This is a genomic window from Parasphingorhabdus sp. (genome assembly GCF_059726685.1).
The window spans coordinates 344499-358305 of the sequence record NZ_AP041068.1 but is presented as its reverse complement, the minus strand read 5'-3'; the positions used below and the strand labels follow the sequence as shown (position 1 = coordinate 358305).

Here is a 13807-nt window from a genome sequence, read left to right as displayed (position 1 = left end):
TTTGTGCTGGAATGATGGTATTTAAGAAAGCGGATTGCGCCTCAAGAACGCAATCCACGTGAAGGAGCAAAATATGGATCGTGGTCAAAAGACCGAAGCCGTTGCTGCGCTAAACGCGACTTTCAAGGAAGCCGGGGTTGTTGTGGTGACACGCAATCTGGGCCTTACCGTGGCCGAGTCCACGGATCTCCGCGGAAAGATGCGTGAAGCTGGTGCAGGCTTCAAAGTCTCAAAAAACCGCCTTGCCAAACGCGCTCTGGAAGGAACCGACTATGCCCCGATAGCAGATATGCTGTCTGGCCCGGTCGCTCTTGCCACATCGGATGATCCGGTGGCGGCTGCAAAAATCGCAGTCGAATTTGCAAAGTCTAACGATAAACTGGAAATCGTTGGCGGTGCAATGGGTGACACCCTTCTGGACGAAGCTGGCGTTAAATCTCTGGCCTCCATGCCTTCTCTTGATGAACTTCGCGGCACGATTGTTGGTCTGCTTGTTGCACCACAAACGAAAATCGCGCGGGTTGTCAAAGAACCAGCTGGAGCCCTTGCACGCGTAGTCGGCGCTTATGCCGCTTCGGGTGAATAATTTTTACCGAAATAATTGATTAGAAATTTGGAGTGTATTGAAAATGGCTGATATTGCTAAATTGGTTGAAGAACTATCGAAACTGACCGTTATGGAAGCGGCTGAACTGTCCAAAGCTCTGGAAGAAGAGTGGGGCGTATCTGCTGCAGCTGCTGTTGCAGTTGCCGGCCCAGCTGCTGGTGGCGGCGAAGCGGCTGCTGAAGAGAAAGACGAATTTGACGTCGTTCTGACCGGCGACGGCGGCAAGAAAATCCAGGTGATTAAAGAAGTTCGTGCGATCACCGCTCTTGGCCTGACCGACGCGAAAGCCTTGGTCGAAGGCGCGCCTAAGCCAATCAAGGAAGGCGTTAACAAAGCAGAAGCTGAAGAGATCAAATCCAAGATCGAAGCAGCTGGCGGTACGGTTGAACTCAAGTAATAGGTTCTCCGAAATAAGCCGAACGGCTTATTGACAAGATCAAGGGGCGGTTTCCGTTTTGGAAGCCGCCCTTTTTGATTCCAGTTTCCTTGCAATCCATTTTTGTGCGGTATCGACAGCATCTTCCTTTGTTGTTTCGATATCGGGAGTCACTCCGGTCCCCTCCCAATTTCCACCAGTATGGGGACTATAGGGCCTGGTTTCCGGGATCACGATATGCCAGCCACCGGTTAGGGGCACAGCATCGCCCAGCATATGCGCGCCGCCGCCGCTTGGAGAGCCAAAGACAATCGCCCGTCCCTGTGCCTGCAGCGAATAGGCAACGGCCTCTGGTGCGGAAAATGTGCTTTTATCGACAATGATAGCGAGCGGCCGTTCGGCTCCGTATCGCGGCCATTGCAGAGCCGGTTCTTTCGTATCCGGCTTTTTACCATGGCGGGTTTCGCGGTGCAGCGGGATTGTTGAACCCGGTGCCATAAAGGTCCATTGTACGGGCCATTCGGTTTCTGGAGATCCGCCGGGATTATTGCGCAGATCGAGTATCAGGCCATCGCTGCTGCTCACCAGTTCAAAGGCAGCCGTCATTGCTTTTTCGGCCGTTGAAAACTCATAGAAATCAGTCAGGTGAAGATAGGAAATATTACCTTTTAGCCGCTCTACCTGTTTGACACCAAATCCTCTGACCGGTGCACCATCTCGCCATTCTTCCAGCCAGTCATCTTCTCCGGCCTGAGAGGAATTCGGAGCATATTCAACGAAGACATGGCCATCGTTTAGAATAGCGCGCAATTGTTTGGTCATGTGCTTTGCAAAGGCCTCGCTATCGGTACAATGTTGATAGAAAGCGCCTTCGTGCAGTTTTTTCCTGACTGCGGCGGCCGAGCGGGTTGCAACATCGGCAAGGACATATTTGCGGTCGATCGCTTCTGCCATTTCGGCGACTGCGGCCCGTTCTTCGGTGCAATCTGCTGGTATTGGCTGCAGTGACAATAGAAATGCTGATATCATGGGTTTTTGTCTCCATCGGTGAATGCTGTTTCAATACGCTCAGCAAAGCTCAGCCGGTCGAGCGCATCATCCAGCGCGTCTAGTTGCTTGAGAAAATCGGGCGCCGCTTCCATCAATAATGCTTCGGCCGCCTGATCCACCACGCGGGATATTGCCGATACCTGCTCCAACTTTTCGGCACCGGTGGGGGTCAGGTGCAGTATCTTGCTGCGCGCATCGTTTGTGTCTGTCTTGCGCTCCAACAGTCCTGCTTTTTCCATGGCGCGTACAACCTGAACCATTGCCACATGGCTTTGGCCAAGCATTTTTGTCGCATCACGGCTGTTCATCGGGCCGTGCTCGTTGAGCAGCATACCGAGTGCAAACCAGCGTTGTTCAAAGTCCAGCTCGCGGCGGTAAACTTCGGTCACATTACTGTTCAGCCGTTCAAACAGGCGTCTGATGCGCGTGCCAAGTGTCTTTATTCCTGCGTCGCGGAGATAGTCATTTTTCATATATGTAAGTTGTTACATATATTCTGGAATGTCAAGGCAGTTTGATCACCAACCGCAGGCCGACGATATCTAGGCCGGGGTTTTGATTGCGGTTGAACAGCTGCGCATGGCTGACATGAACCCAGCTTGCTTCCAGATCGACACGCTCCGACAATTGCACGCCAGCTGCCAGTTCTGGCTCGAACAATATACGCGACCCCAATTGGGTTTGCGAGCCATCCGCTGCAAAGCGCAAGGATGGGCCATCATGAATGGCAATGCCAATGCCGGGGCGCAGGAATATTTTTTTGCCAATTTTCCAGCTCAAACCCGCCGCGACGAAACTGGTGTCACCGGCGCTGTTGATCGATGCAAAAACATAAGGCGAAGGCGCACCGATGACGGACAAGGCTTCTATGCGCTTGCCGCGATAACCGGCTTGGAAATTTACACCTTCTTCTCCGATTTCAAAGGATAGGGGGGTATCAACTTCATGGGCGGCTAGCCCGATAAATATCTCCTGCGCTGCAGCGGGTTGTGTGGCTGCGAACCAAGCAAAGGTGGTCAAAACCGATATGTAAAAACGTTTCATAAATACGGCCCCCGTTTGCCGCTTGACGCCCGATCGCGGACTATCCATCAAAGCTATAGAATTGGTTCTGCATTTAGGGAAGCAAGCCCGAGCCCCAGTCTCCTATTGGGTCAGTTGGGTTGAGAGACCTTAACGGCTTGGCGGCGGAGGAATGAGGCGTGCGGGGCGGAAACCATTGCTTGATCACCAATGTTTATAGGAAGATTTCCATTCCTGAGATCAAGCGTAAGTCACACAGATCTAAAGATATTATACTTCATTAACTTTATGCAAACTCTCCTAATCTAATGTCCTGTCAAAATTTGTAACATTGAGTAAATCAGGGCGCGCATATGGGAGAGACGATTACATTACAGCGTTTGCTGGAGATGCAGAAGAAGGTCTGGAATTTCAAGATCAATGCCGATCATGAAACGACAGAACTCGTCGCTCGTGAGCAGCTGAAATCTTTCGGACAGATATCGCGTATCGGGGCCCTGATAGCGTTGCCCCTGACTGTCTATGCCATGGTTCTGCTATTCTCCTATGCGGAGGTAGGCTTCATTGCGACAGCCTGTTTCTATGTCGCCATCTCCGCTTTTGTGAGTGTTCGTAATTTTCTTCGGCAGGCGGCATTGGACCCTGACACCGCGGACTACAAGGTAGCGATCAAAAACATCCATACCGAAAGTATTATCAGTAGTATCGCGTTTTCGTGTGTGCTGGCGATCCCGTTTGCTTTTGGGCAGATCCCCTACAGTCTCGACATTGCAATACTTGCCATGGGCGCCCTGGTTGTTGGCGGATTTGTTTTTGGCAGTGTTCCGCGAGCGCAAACCTATAACCTGTCCATTACCACAATATGTTATGCAGGCGCGTTTATCGCGGCAAAGGGATATGGCGGTATAAGTACAGCAATACTGTTGATCTTTTTTGCGCTCTGCATCGACTATATCTACCGGATGTTTTTCTTCAATTTTGTGCAGCGCCATTTGCATGCGGCAAAGCAAAAGGACGCAGCGGAAACTGTCCGGCTTTTGCTCCACGATTATGCCGAACAGAGTTCTGACTGGCTGTGGGAAGTGAATGGTGATCATTTGATCGTCAACCCGTCGGCTCGCTTTGCTACAGCAGTGGACATGGAAATAAGCGAATTGCGTGATCTACCGCTTGTTAATCTGTTCGAAGACTCCATGGAGCGCAACCAGCTTGCCCAGTCTTTGGCGTCTGGAAAAGCCTTCCGTGATATCCATGTACCGATCAAGCTTGGCGGAGAAGAATGCTGGTGGCGACTATCCGGCCGGCGCATTAAGACCGCGGACGGGGAAAGCAGCCATATACGCGGCGTCGCAGCTGATATTACCAGCGCCAAGAAGGCAGAAGCACGTGTTGCCCATCTCGCCCATTTTGACAGCTTGACCGATCTGCCGAACCGAGCTCTGTTTAATCAATCTTTGCAACGCTCAATCGGGCGGATGAAGAATGACCAGAAACTGGCTGTCCTGTATCTCGATCTCGATCATTTCAAAACAATCAATGACACATTGGGACATGGCGCCGGAGATCTTGTTCTGAAGGCGGTGGCTAACCGCTTGGAAAACAACATCGGTATTGAAGATGTTGTCGCGCGTCTCGGAGGTGACGAGTTTGCGATCTCTTTGCGCAATGTCGGCTCATATGAGGATGTCATGCAGGTTGCGGCAAATATTATCGATAAAATCTCGGAACCAGTGATGGTGGAAGGACAGCCGGTTGCCACGGGTGTCAGTATCGGGATTGCGGTGGCGCCGGATTGCGGCAATGACGGCGAGGAATTGATAAAGCATGCTGACATTGCGCTATATAATGCGAAGGAAAATGGCCGCGGCTGCGCTTCCCTGTTTGAAAGATCGATGCACGAAGCAGTGCAGGACCGGCGCAATATCGAAATGGATTTGCGGGCCGCGCTGAAACGCAACGAGCTGGAACTTTACTATCAACCGCTGGTGAATATCGATAGCAACGAGACCATCGGTTACGAAGCCTTGCTCCGCTGGCACCACAGCGAAAAAGGTTTGATCATGCCGGATGTATTCATCCCAGTGGCTGAGGATACCGGTCTTATCGTCCAACTCGGCGAATGGGTTGTTCGGTCAGCTTTGTACGAAGTTGCAAAATGGCCAGAGCATCTCAGCGTTGCCGTCAACCTGTCCCCGGCCCAGATGCGCAGCCCGAATCTTATCCCGACGATTATCAATGCCCTGGCGGCAACCGGAGTGGCACCGCACCGGCTGGAGCTTGAGATCACGGAATCGGTGTTGATGAATGACAACCAGTCCAACGTGGAGCTGCTCCATAAAATCCGTTCTCTGGGTGTACGTATTGCGCTGGATGATTTCGGCACCGGCTACAGTTCGCTCAACTATCTGCGGAGCTTTCCGTTTGACAAGATCAAGATCGACCGGTGTTTTGTGGAGGAAGTTGACAGCCGCGAAGACTGTCGGGCGATTATTCGCGCGGTGACCGGCCTCGCTTCCAGTCTCGGTATGGTGACGACCGCCGAAGGGGTTGAACGCAGTGATCAGCTCAGCCAGCTGAAGGAGGAGGGCTGCGTGCAGGTACAGGGCTATTTGTTCAGCAAGGCGATGCCGGCGGCAAATGTGGAAGGCCGGGTAGAAACAGCATCAACGGCAGGGGCGGAGGCCAGCGAGATTGGCGAGCAAAAAAGCACCAAATCAGAGCGTCGCAAAACACCACGAAAAGCCCAGCGAAGAAAGGCGGGGTAGAGCCAGTCAGTCTGGCCCCGCTACTGACAATATTGTAAATATTTGATTGTTTTGCGTTGCTGCGGTAATACTTGTTCCTGAAGAGGAACGCATCGTGCAATTTGTTTTGAAAAACATCCTCCATTTCATGCCGCTGATTTTCGGCATCGGATTTCTGGGTCCATTGCTCGCGCAGATCATGCAGATGCTCGGCTGGCAGGCGCCGCTAGGGCTTGCCCCGCTGACACTGGGCTTGATCATCGGCGGCGCATGGGGTGCTTTTGCACAAATCAAGGGCCGCTGGATATGAGCGCGACCCTGACCGAAAAAGACCTGCGCAAACAGGAACAGGCAATTGCCCGCAAATATGCCGACCGCTTGCCGTGGGAAGCGGTGGCATGGGGATTGGGTAATTTACTCGTCTGGCTATCGCTTTGGCCGTTGGTGTTTTTCGGTGTCATGCCGCTTTGGCTGGGTTTTATTATTGCCACGTTAAACGTGATGCTCTGTTATCTGCCGTCGCATGAGGCACAGCACGATATTATAGGACGCAAGGGCACCAAATGGCGCTGGCTCAACGAACTGGTTGGACATGTGTCAACCATTCCGCTGGTGCTGCCCTATCGTGTGGCCAAGCTGACCCATATCCAGCATCATCTGCATGCCAATGACCCGGCGCTTGATCCTGATATTAGCAGCAAGGCGCGGGGACCGTGGCATGCCATCTGGAAGTCCATCCAGAACCGTCAGCCTGGAGCAGAGGGCGGGTTCAATAAATATGGGGATGTTCTGCAAGACATTGGCCGCCCGGATGTGTTGATTGACGGCGCTCTGTATCAGATCACCCATTATGGAATATTGATCGCACTGGCCTGGTCTGGTTACGCACTGGAGGCTGCCTTGCTGTGGTGGTTGCCCCGGCAAATCGGCCTTACCTATATCCAGTTTTTCCTAAGCTGGGCACCTCATCATCCAGCGGACAAGTCCGGCCGCTATCGCGACACCCGCGCTTTTAAAAGCACATGGGGCAATATCGGGTCGATGGGCATGCAATATCACATCGTGCATCATCTCCATCCCTATATTCCGCTGACCGATACGCCGCGCGCCTATCGCGAAATGCGGCATATATTGGAGCAGCGCGACTGCCGGCTGGAGGGGATTTAGACGCCCCGGATCAGGCCTGACCAGTCGGGCGGATCATCAGTTCTCCGATACAGACAGAAGGCGGTTGTTCGAGCACATAGGCGACACTGTCGGCCAGGTTTTCCGGTTCGAGAAACTCGAAATTGAACACGCCGCCCATCATCTCCAGCACCGATTCATCCTTGATGCTGCTGCCCAACTCTGTCTTCACGCCGCCCGGGAAAATAGTCGTGACGCGCACGCCATGGGCGGTCATTTCTTTGCGCAGCGTATCGCTCATTGACCTTACGCCAGACTTGGTCGCGGAATAGACGGCGCTGGAGGGAAAGGTCTCTAGCGCCGCGATGGAGGAAATGATGATGATATGCCCGTCCTTGCGTTCGACCATTGCTGGCAGCATGGCGTTAATGCCATAAAGCACGCCGCGCAGGTTGACGTCGATCATCCGGTCCCAGTCTTCAACATGGCCCTTTTGAATGAGCGACACCGGCATGATGCCAGCATTGCATATCAGTGCATCGACCTGTCCAAACCTTTTGATCGTGGCGGCAGCCAAAGCGTCCTGATCTTCCGGGCTGCTGACATCAGTTGCATGAAAGGCGGCCTGCTCTCCCAGCTCTTCGACAATTGCTTGCAATCGGTCTGTTCGCCGGGCGGCGAGCATGACATTATATCCGGACTGCACCAATTTACGGGCAGTAGCTTCGCCGATGCCGCTGGATGCGCCTGTAACTATTACTGTTCTCATGCCCGTCTCCTTTTATTGTCGCGCGTGGAGTGTCAACGACAGCAAGAGGCCCGGCAATCGGTGTTTTTGTTAGGCGGACAGGACCCCAATCCCGAGAATATGATCGAGATAAATTGCGGCATCGCGGATATCGAAAAAAAACGAGAACAGGATCACCGCTGTGATTAGGCCGGACCATAATGCATAGAAAGACCGCTCTTTAAGAAACGGCCGGTTTTTAAGCAGGAGATAAAGTGCCGGTGACCAGAAGATCAAATGTACCAGCGCAACCAAACCCGACAGTTTGACAATTCCCATGGCCGGAATGGCAAATCGGCTGATGAGAATGGCTGTTATGAAACCACCGACGACCCAGCGTGCCTCCACCCGTTTCCAGACGAACAGCAGGCCGAGAGCAAAGCTGGCGAGCATGATCATCAACCAAGTCTGCACCCATTGCGGGGCATTGGCTTGTCCTTCTGCATTCCAAACTTCCAAGGCCGTATGGCCAGGTTGATAGCCGGTAGCGGCATGAACGGCTGTGCCGAATGCCAAGCTCAGCCCTAAGAGGAGCCAGAGGCGTAAGTGGTATTTCATGTTAAAGGCGATCATCGCAAACTCCTGACATTCCGCTCCATCTTGGAAACATCTCAAGCCTGCGACGTGGCAAGTCAAGTATTGTACCTAGCTGGCAATCCAATTGTTATCAAAAGCTGGATAGAACGCCAAACGGTTGCGTCAATTGGTCAAAAGATCTGCTGGTTCTTAAAGTCGATCAGACATGATATGCCCTCAATTCAGAGTATTTGAGAGGACATATATCAGACCATGACGGACAAACTGAAAGGCAGTTGTCTTTGCGGCGGCGTATCATTTTCGGTCTGCGGTCCGCCGGGACCGATTGGACAGTGTCATTGCTCCAAATGCCGAAAAGTCTCGGGCACAAATGGCAATGCGGTCTTCCACGCCACCCGCGATAATTTCGCATGGGAGAGCGGGGAAGATCTAATTTCTACTTTCTTTGTTCCAGATGGGAATGGATGGCATTCGGTATTTTGCAAAACATGCGGTAGCCCGCTTCCATTGGATGGACAGAAGAGCAAACTATTCTTCGTGCCAGCCGGCTTGCTCGACAACGATCCGGGGCAGCGCGGCTATGCGGCCCATATCTTTGTCGGCTCCAAAGCGGACTGGGAGGAAATAACCGACGAAGCCCCGCAATTTTCCGAAGGCTTCGGCTCTGCCAGAATCGAGAGCGACTAGCGTTTAAGCTGCACTGACCCAATTGCCATGAAATCCCGGCGGGATGCGATGCGGGACATGGATGACCGCTTGCGGCTCGCTGTTAAAGTCATTGGCTTTCAGGATCTGCAACTCGGTGGTCTGGTTGTTCATGTCGATTACCAAACCGATCAGCCAGCCATCATCTTCGTCAGCATCGGGTGAGCGGGGCACAAAAACAAATTCGCCCGGATGTCGGTTTTCGCCGAAATTACGGGCGGCCGTTTCTCCGGTTTTCAAATCATGTTTGAACAGCTCGTTGCCAGCCATGTCCAGCTGATCCGGTTCACCGGCGAGGGCGATGCTGTAAATATAGCGATAGTCGTCTGTAGTCCGGCGTTCGTCATAGCGCGGGAATTCTTGTGCACGGTCGTTCAGTATTTTGCGAGCTACTTTCTTGGCTATTGGATCAACGGTCCAGCGTTCCAGCCGTGACCATTCGCCGCCGGGGCCAAAAGTGGTGCGGGCATAGGTGCTTTCATGGACCACGACATCGACGATGACTTTACCATCTTCCGTCTCAAAAGCATTGGCGGGGTGATAGACATAGCAGGGATCGACATCGCACCAGATTGTGTCTGCACCAGAGCCATTGCGCGGGCACAGGCCGACACGGGCTTTATGATCGGGGTTCCAGTCATAGGGGAACGCATAGCCAGCCAGCATCCGCTTCATCGAGAAGGTCGCGGGCAGATCAAAAACCAGCACATGGTTTTCGGTGATCTGACAATCATGGATGGACGGCCCCTGGTTAACCGGAATGGGTTCTTCCCGCTTCACCTTGCCATCTGGTCCCAGCACCACGTGCCAGACCGTATCCATAACCGGCGCATCATAGCAGATTGCATGGATCTCACCGGTTTTGGGGTCGAAATGCGGATGAGCGGAAAAGGCGTTTTGCAGCGTGCCATCGAACGGATTGTGAGAAACCGTTTCAAGCTCATCGGTCAGTTCAACCGGAAAGCCGCCAGCTTCAACAATCGCAAAGGTTCTGCCGCCAATTTCCACGATATTGGTATTTGCGGTATCGGTCCGTGGTTTGCGGGTGCCGGGTTTGCGCTCTTCGCCCAGCGCATCACTCACAGCGTTGGAGCGGATCCAGCGATTGCGATACCATTCGGCTTTGCCTTCTGTGATGCGGATACCATGTGCCATGCCATCGCCCACGAACCAGTGATAGCTGGCCTCGTCGGGCGCGGTTACGGGATTGGGGCCAATGCGCAGATAGCGACCGTCAAGCTGTGCAGGAATTTCGCCATCCACTTGCAGGTTGGCGAGGGTTACCTCTTCCGTCATCGGTTTGTGGATACCGGTCAGATACGGATGCCCGCCTTCCGGTGCTTTCATCCGCTTGCGATTGAAATTCGCGACTGCGCCCATCACGGGTGTGACGGCAGAGCGGATGGTATTTTCAATAACGCTGGCCATGTTCAATTCCTTCTTAGTTAAACCAGATATCGGCAGCGGTCATTCCCGCTGCGAGAAATAATAATATGCCGCCGGGATGCGGACGCTGGAGGGCTGCAAAATTTCCAATCCCGGATGCGGTGAAAATCAGGATAGCGAGATATCCGATCAGATCGCTGCCGCCCTGAAGCCGGTTCAGCAAAACTACGATACCCAGGCTGGCCCAGACCAGCGAGTGCAGCTGGAACATCGCCCATGTCAGATGGCGCATCGTCGGCGCAGCCAACAGACCATCTGTTGGTTCAGCAAAAAGCGGCTTTAGCACCGCCCGTTGCCCGAGAATGTAATGGGCTGCTGCCACGGTAACTGCGACGATAGCAGCGGCAATTGCAAAAATCAGCATTGGTGCAAACTCCCCTTGGCTTACCGACTCCAAATGTTTATGCTGTTAACATGAACGTTAAAGATAACAGTGTCAACATTAAAGAATCGCCCACGGATGCCTCCAAGGAATCGGGTACTTATCATCATGGAGACTTGCGCGCGGCGGCTATTGCAGCGGGAATGGAAAAATTCGGTGGGCAGAATCATCCGGACCTCGGACTGCGTGCGCTGGCCCGCGAACTGGGGGTCTCAGCGACGGCCCTTTATCGGCACTTTCCCAATAAGGACGCATTGCTTGATGCGCTGGCGCTTGAAGCACTGAACCAGCTTGGCGCGCATCAGGCTCAGGCAGCGCAGTCCGTTGGCGGCGGCCGGGAAGGGTTCGGAGAAATGGGCGTCACTTACGTGCGTTGGGCTGTCGAGCATCCGGCGCTGGTGCGCCTCATCTATGACCGGGTCGGCAAGGTGGATCTCGCCGCCGGCAACCCAACCAAGATGGGTGAGGCCTTCTATCAATTGCGTGCTGGCATTGCCGCGACGATGTCGGAAGATATTTCACCGGAACATCGGGCGACGGCAACGCTTCATGCCTGGTCACTGGTTCATGGACTGGCGATGCTGATCCTCGATGGTCAGGTGGAATATGACCCGGATATGATCCGCAAAGTTGTAACTCTTGCGGATTTTGGTCTGGAATAGCCGCTAGGTCGTACGAACGCCTTTGATGGCCAGGTAAAGCGCGGTTGCCACCAAGGCGATCAGATTTGATACCATGAAGCTGGCAGTGACGCTGCTATGTCCGATGATCGGAATGAAATCGCGCAAGATGATAGCCGTGGATACGAATAGAGATGCAAACAGACCCCAGCCGGCAATCAGCTTGGGGATGAGACCGGATTTCAAAAAGAGATAGAAAAAGCCTCCCTTGGACACGCTCGATAACACTAGAGCGAGGTGAAAGGATGTATAGTCCGAGGTGGCCTGCAAGCCGGTCATTAGCAATCGCTGCGATTCACTCGCCATCTGTGCATAAGCGATATCCCCGGCTAATTCCGCCGCATTCATGTTAAAGACCGCACCCAGCAAAGATAGAGTGGCTGCAGCAATGCTGACGATCAAACTCCAGGCAGCCAGCAATTGTCCGGCTGGTCGCAGGAGCAGAAACAGCCCTATGCCAATTGTGGCTTCCAAGCCGAACATCACGAGCGCGATATAGGATTTGGCCCGCAATTGCGTTTCGGCTTCCAACATATTTTGTGCCGTTGCGACAACATCGGCTGACAGGTTTATGTCTATGCCCTGAGCGACAGTCAGTGCACCCGCCACTCCAACAACGATAGTGGCCAACAGCGACCCGCCTACAATTCGTGCCAATGGGCGGAGATCGAGCGGCAAAATTTCAGTTGAAACAGTCATATCAGGGTGTATTACCTAAATAATACACTAATGTCAACCGCCGTTGCTCTGACCATCATCATAATGCAATATATCGCCAGGCTGACATTTGAGCTCTCGGCAAATGGCATCCAAGGTGCTGAACCGGATTGCCTTTGCCTTGCCGGTTTTCAGGATCGACAGATTGGCGATGGTGATACCCACTCGTTCCGCAAGCTCGGTCAGCGTCATGCGCTGGTCGTGCAGCAGATCGTCGAGTTTGACCTGAACGGACATCAGATGGTGCCGTCCAGCTCATCGCGCATATCCGCGCCACGGTCAAAGACCCGGGCCAGAACGATCAGCAGCAGCACCAGCAATATACCCGAAAGCGAGATTCCAAATTCGCCAGAGACGACCATCTGTTCACCTTCTTTTACCTCGCCTAGCAAGCTGATTATAACCCCGATCAACGCCCCGAGCACCCCGGTCAGGATCTGAATCACGAAAATGGCAATGCCCATACCGCGCAGGCGCAGACCATTGGTCCGGTTGAATGGATCACCCTCGCGGACGGAAGCGAGGACTTTGCGCAGTCGATCGATAGTGAAATAGCTGAGTAGCATGATCAAAAGCATCACGAACACAAAGCCGGCCGCCACCCAAAGCACAGTGTTCGGTGGCGCGTTCACAAACTGCTCACCAACATCAGCCAATATCTCCTGACCGAAAATCGCCATGACTGGCAATGAAAGCACCAGAACTAAAGATGCGAAGATCACCGCCAGGCGAAAAAAGCCGAGCAGCAGGCGTGCCGATTTCAGGACGATATCTTCCTCTCCTTTGGCCCCGATATTTGTCATGATAGTCTCCAGTGATTATTGAATTACGATATATGTTTCGTTGCTTATCAATACAGATTTATCGATAAACGTCAAGTGATTTATTGATTATCAATAAACTTCGGCTTATAGGCCCTCGTATCAAACCTTTGACCGAGGATATCATCAATGACGCTTATCATGTTTCTTCATATCAGCATGGGCACCATCGCCATGCTGGCTGGCGCTGCCGCTCTGATTGTTCGTAAAGGTTCGCGAGTGCATCGCGGCATCGGCAATGTTTTTCTTATAACCATGACGATCATGTCCGCCGCCGGGATCTATCTGGCTCTGGTTCTTCCAATGGCTATTTCGGTATTGGTTGGGGCTTTCACCATCTATCTGGTCATCACATCCTGGATGGCGGCCCGGCAAAATGATGAAAGGATAAATCTGTTCCACTATGTCGCATTGGTCGTCACACTGGGCGTCGCGGCTGGTGGATTGTGGTTCGGTCTGGAGGCGCAAAACAGTCCAGATGGACTGAAGGACGGATTGCCGGCTTTCCCGCATTACTTTTTTGGCGCGCTAGCGCTGTTGGCCGCGTTAGGAGATGCAGTGATGATCGCCCGGCGCGGCATAGCGGGTAAACAGCGTATCGCCCGGCATTTGTGGCGCATGTGTTTTGCCTATTTCATTGCTGCCGGCTCCCTGTTCACTGGCCCGGGAGCGACCGCTTTTCCTAAGGCTATTCGCGACACGGGCATATTGTCTGCGCCAGAACCCATCATCCTGTTAGTGATGCTATTTTGGGTGATCCGCGTGCTGGCCACCAAATGGTATGAAGGCAAACCGGTTTGAAACCGC

The 13807-nt window shown here is 53.1% G+C and carries 18 protein-coding genes; 8 read left to right on the top strand and 10 right to left on the bottom strand.

Annotation, left to right across the window (positions count from 1 at the left end):
• Positions 1-73 precede the first annotated feature (73 nt).
• On the top strand, positions 74-586 hold the full coding sequence (gene rplJ / locus AC6I9Z_RS01725; protein ID WP_109354517.1) for a 50S ribosomal protein L10: 513 nt from the start codon (positions 74-76) through the stop codon (positions 584-586).
• A gap of 43 nt (positions 587-629) precedes the next feature.
• Positions 630-1004, top strand: a complete 375-nt coding sequence (gene rplL / locus AC6I9Z_RS01720) for a 50S ribosomal protein L7/L12 (protein ID WP_109354514.1) — start codon at positions 630-632, stop codon at positions 1002-1004.
• A 39-nt stretch (positions 1005-1043) separates the two neighbouring features.
• On the opposite strand, the gene AC6I9Z_RS01715 is transcribed toward rplL, so the two are convergent.
• From AC6I9Z_RS01715 to AC6I9Z_RS01705, 3 genes are read right to left on the bottom strand one after another with little or no spacing between them, the layout of a single operon-like run.
• Positions 1044-2012 carry a S41 family peptidase gene (locus AC6I9Z_RS01715; protein WP_461457593.1) on the bottom strand — a complete coding sequence of 323 codons (969 nt, stop codon included), beginning with the start codon at positions 2010-2012 and terminating at the stop codon, positions 1044-1046.
• A complete protein-coding gene (locus AC6I9Z_RS01710) occupies positions 2009-2506 on the bottom strand; it encodes a MarR family winged helix-turn-helix transcriptional regulator (RefSeq protein ID WP_461457595.1) in 498 nt (165 codons plus the stop codon). Before AC6I9Z_RS01710 ends, AC6I9Z_RS01715 begins: the two co-directional genes overlap by 4 nt.
• Positions 2507-2537: 31 nt before the next feature.
• Positions 2538-3077, bottom strand: a complete 540-nt coding sequence (locus AC6I9Z_RS01705) for an acyloxyacyl hydrolase (protein WP_461457597.1) — start codon at positions 3075-3077, stop codon at positions 2538-2540.
• Between the two features lie 332 nt (positions 3078-3409).
• Here AC6I9Z_RS01705 and AC6I9Z_RS01700 point away from each other — a divergent pair, with 332 nt between their 5' ends.
• From AC6I9Z_RS01700 to AC6I9Z_RS01690, 3 genes are all read left to right on the top strand, one after another.
• The gene (locus AC6I9Z_RS01700) at positions 3410-5821 is read left to right on the top strand and encodes a putative bifunctional diguanylate cyclase/phosphodiesterase (protein WP_461457599.1); all 2412 of its coding nucleotides are present in this window, start codon (positions 3410-3412) and stop codon (positions 5819-5821) included.
• Between the two features lie 94 nt (positions 5822-5915).
• Complete coding sequence (locus tag AC6I9Z_RS01695) at positions 5916-6110, top strand: hypothetical protein (protein ID WP_162558808.1); 195 nt, start codon at positions 5916-5918, stop codon at positions 6108-6110.
• Positions 6107-6967 carry a fatty acid desaturase gene (locus AC6I9Z_RS01690; protein ID WP_461457602.1) on the top strand — a complete coding sequence of 287 codons (861 nt, stop codon included), beginning with the start codon at positions 6107-6109 and terminating at the stop codon, positions 6965-6967. The genes AC6I9Z_RS01695 and AC6I9Z_RS01690 overlap by 4 nt, the downstream gene beginning before the upstream one ends.
• A gap of 10 nt (positions 6968-6977) precedes the next feature.
• Here AC6I9Z_RS01690 and AC6I9Z_RS01685 read toward each other — a convergent pair whose 3' ends face one another.
• Together AC6I9Z_RS01685 and AC6I9Z_RS01680 are read right to left on the bottom strand one after the other, a co-directional pair.
• Positions 6978-7694: an SDR family oxidoreductase gene (locus tag AC6I9Z_RS01685; RefSeq protein ID WP_461457604.1), complete on the bottom strand. Its 717-nt coding sequence runs from the start codon at positions 7692-7694 to the stop codon at positions 6978-6980.
• 69 nt (positions 7695-7763) lie between these two features.
• Positions 7764-8285, bottom strand: a complete 522-nt coding sequence (locus AC6I9Z_RS01680) for a hypothetical protein (protein ID WP_461457606.1) — start codon at positions 8283-8285, stop codon at positions 7764-7766.
• Positions 8286-8501: 216 nt separating this feature from the next.
• Between AC6I9Z_RS01680 and AC6I9Z_RS01675 the strand changes: the two genes are divergently transcribed.
• Positions 8502-8936 carry a GFA family protein gene (locus AC6I9Z_RS01675; protein ID WP_461457608.1) on the top strand — a complete coding sequence of 145 codons (435 nt, stop codon included), beginning with the start codon at positions 8502-8504 and terminating at the stop codon, positions 8934-8936.
• A 3-nt stretch (positions 8937-8939) separates the two neighbouring features.
• On the opposite strand, the gene AC6I9Z_RS01670 is transcribed toward AC6I9Z_RS01675, so the two are convergent.
• Complete coding sequence (locus AC6I9Z_RS01670; protein ID WP_461457610.1) at positions 8940-10382, bottom strand: 8'-apo-carotenoid 13,14-cleaving dioxygenase; 1443 nt, start codon at positions 10380-10382, stop codon at positions 8940-8942.
• Positions 10383-10395: 13 nt separating this feature from the next.
• Entirely contained in the window at positions 10396-10764 is a 369-nt protein-coding gene (locus AC6I9Z_RS01665; RefSeq protein WP_109354500.1) for a hypothetical protein, read from the bottom strand.
• A gap of 50 nt (positions 10765-10814) precedes the next feature.
• On the opposite strand from AC6I9Z_RS01665, the gene AC6I9Z_RS01660 reads away from it, so the two are divergent.
• Positions 10815-11444 (top strand): TetR/AcrR family transcriptional regulator, encoded by a 630-nt coding sequence (locus AC6I9Z_RS01660; protein WP_461457613.1) that lies wholly within the window; start codon positions 10815-10817, stop codon positions 11442-11444.
• A gap of 3 nt (positions 11445-11447) precedes the next feature.
• Here the strand turns inward: AC6I9Z_RS01660 and AC6I9Z_RS01655 are convergent, their stop codons facing one another.
• The 3 genes from AC6I9Z_RS01655 to AC6I9Z_RS01645 are packed head-to-tail and all read right to left on the bottom strand — an operon-like array spanning position 11448 to position 12982.
• Positions 11448-12161 (bottom strand): DUF4386 domain-containing protein, encoded by a 714-nt coding sequence (locus AC6I9Z_RS01655; protein ID WP_461457615.1) that lies wholly within the window; start codon positions 12159-12161, stop codon positions 11448-11450.
• A gap of 33 nt (positions 12162-12194) precedes the next feature.
• A complete protein-coding gene (locus AC6I9Z_RS01650) occupies positions 12195-12416 on the bottom strand; it encodes a helix-turn-helix domain-containing protein (RefSeq protein ID WP_109354496.1) in 222 nt (73 codons plus the stop codon).
• Positions 12416-12982: a DUF2975 domain-containing protein gene (locus AC6I9Z_RS01645; protein WP_461457617.1), complete on the bottom strand. Its 567-nt coding sequence runs from the start codon at positions 12980-12982 to the stop codon at positions 12416-12418. Before AC6I9Z_RS01645 ends, AC6I9Z_RS01650 begins: the two co-directional genes overlap by 1 nt.
• Before the next feature lie 147 nt (positions 12983-13129).
• Between AC6I9Z_RS01645 and AC6I9Z_RS01640 the strand changes: the two genes are divergently transcribed.
• Positions 13130-13801: a DUF2306 domain-containing protein gene (locus AC6I9Z_RS01640; protein ID WP_461457619.1), complete on the top strand. Its 672-nt coding sequence runs from the start codon at positions 13130-13132 to the stop codon at positions 13799-13801.
• Positions 13802-13807 lie beyond the last annotated feature (6 nt).

Coding starts and splice junctions, on each gene's coding strand:
- AC6I9Z_RS01710 (WP_461457595.1), bottom strand. CDS start 2,506: ATGAAAAATGACTATCTCCGCGACGCAGGAATAAAGACACTTGGCACG.
- AC6I9Z_RS01670 (WP_461457610.1), bottom strand. CDS start 10,382: ATGGCCAGCGTTATTGAAAATACCATCCGCTCTGCCGTCACACCCGTG.
- AC6I9Z_RS01715 (WP_461457593.1), bottom strand. CDS start 2,012: ATGATATCAGCATTTCTATTGTCACTGCAGCCAATACCAGCAGATTGC.
- AC6I9Z_RS01645 (WP_461457617.1), bottom strand. CDS start 12,982: ATGACAAATATCGGGGCCAAAGGAGAGGAAGATATCGTCCTGAAATCG.
- AC6I9Z_RS01680 (WP_461457606.1), bottom strand. CDS start 8,285: ATGATCGCCTTTAACATGAAATACCACTTACGCCTCTGGCTCCTCTTA.
- AC6I9Z_RS01690 (WP_461457602.1), top strand. CDS start 6,107: ATGAGCGCGACCCTGACCGAAAAAGACCTGCGCAAACAGGAACAGGCA.
- AC6I9Z_RS01665 (WP_109354500.1), bottom strand. CDS start 10,764: ATGCTGATTTTTGCAATTGCCGCTGCTATCGTCGCAGTTACCGTGGCA.
- AC6I9Z_RS01705 (WP_461457597.1), bottom strand. CDS start 3,077: ATGAAACGTTTTTACATATCGGTTTTGACCACCTTTGCTTGGTTCGCA.
- AC6I9Z_RS01640 (WP_461457619.1), top strand. CDS start 13,130: ATGACGCTTATCATGTTTCTTCATATCAGCATGGGCACCATCGCCATG.
- AC6I9Z_RS01660 (WP_461457613.1), top strand. CDS start 10,815: ATGAACGTTAAAGATAACAGTGTCAACATTAAAGAATCGCCCACGGAT.
- AC6I9Z_RS01655 (WP_461457615.1), bottom strand. CDS start 12,161: ATGACTGTTTCAACTGAAATTTTGCCGCTCGATCTCCGCCCATTGGCA.
- rplJ (WP_109354517.1), top strand. CDS start 74: ATGGATCGTGGTCAAAAGACCGAAGCCGTTGCTGCGCTAAACGCGACT.
- rplL (WP_109354514.1), top strand. CDS start 630: ATGGCTGATATTGCTAAATTGGTTGAAGAACTATCGAAACTGACCGTT.
- AC6I9Z_RS01650 (WP_109354496.1), bottom strand. CDS start 12,416: ATGTCCGTTCAGGTCAAACTCGACGATCTGCTGCACGACCAGCGCATG.
- AC6I9Z_RS01675 (WP_461457608.1), top strand. CDS start 8,502: ATGACGGACAAACTGAAAGGCAGTTGTCTTTGCGGCGGCGTATCATTT.
- AC6I9Z_RS01700 (WP_461457599.1), top strand. CDS start 3,410: ATGGGAGAGACGATTACATTACAGCGTTTGCTGGAGATGCAGAAGAAG.
- AC6I9Z_RS01685 (WP_461457604.1), bottom strand. CDS start 7,694: ATGAGAACAGTAATAGTTACAGGCGCATCCAGCGGCATCGGCGAAGCT.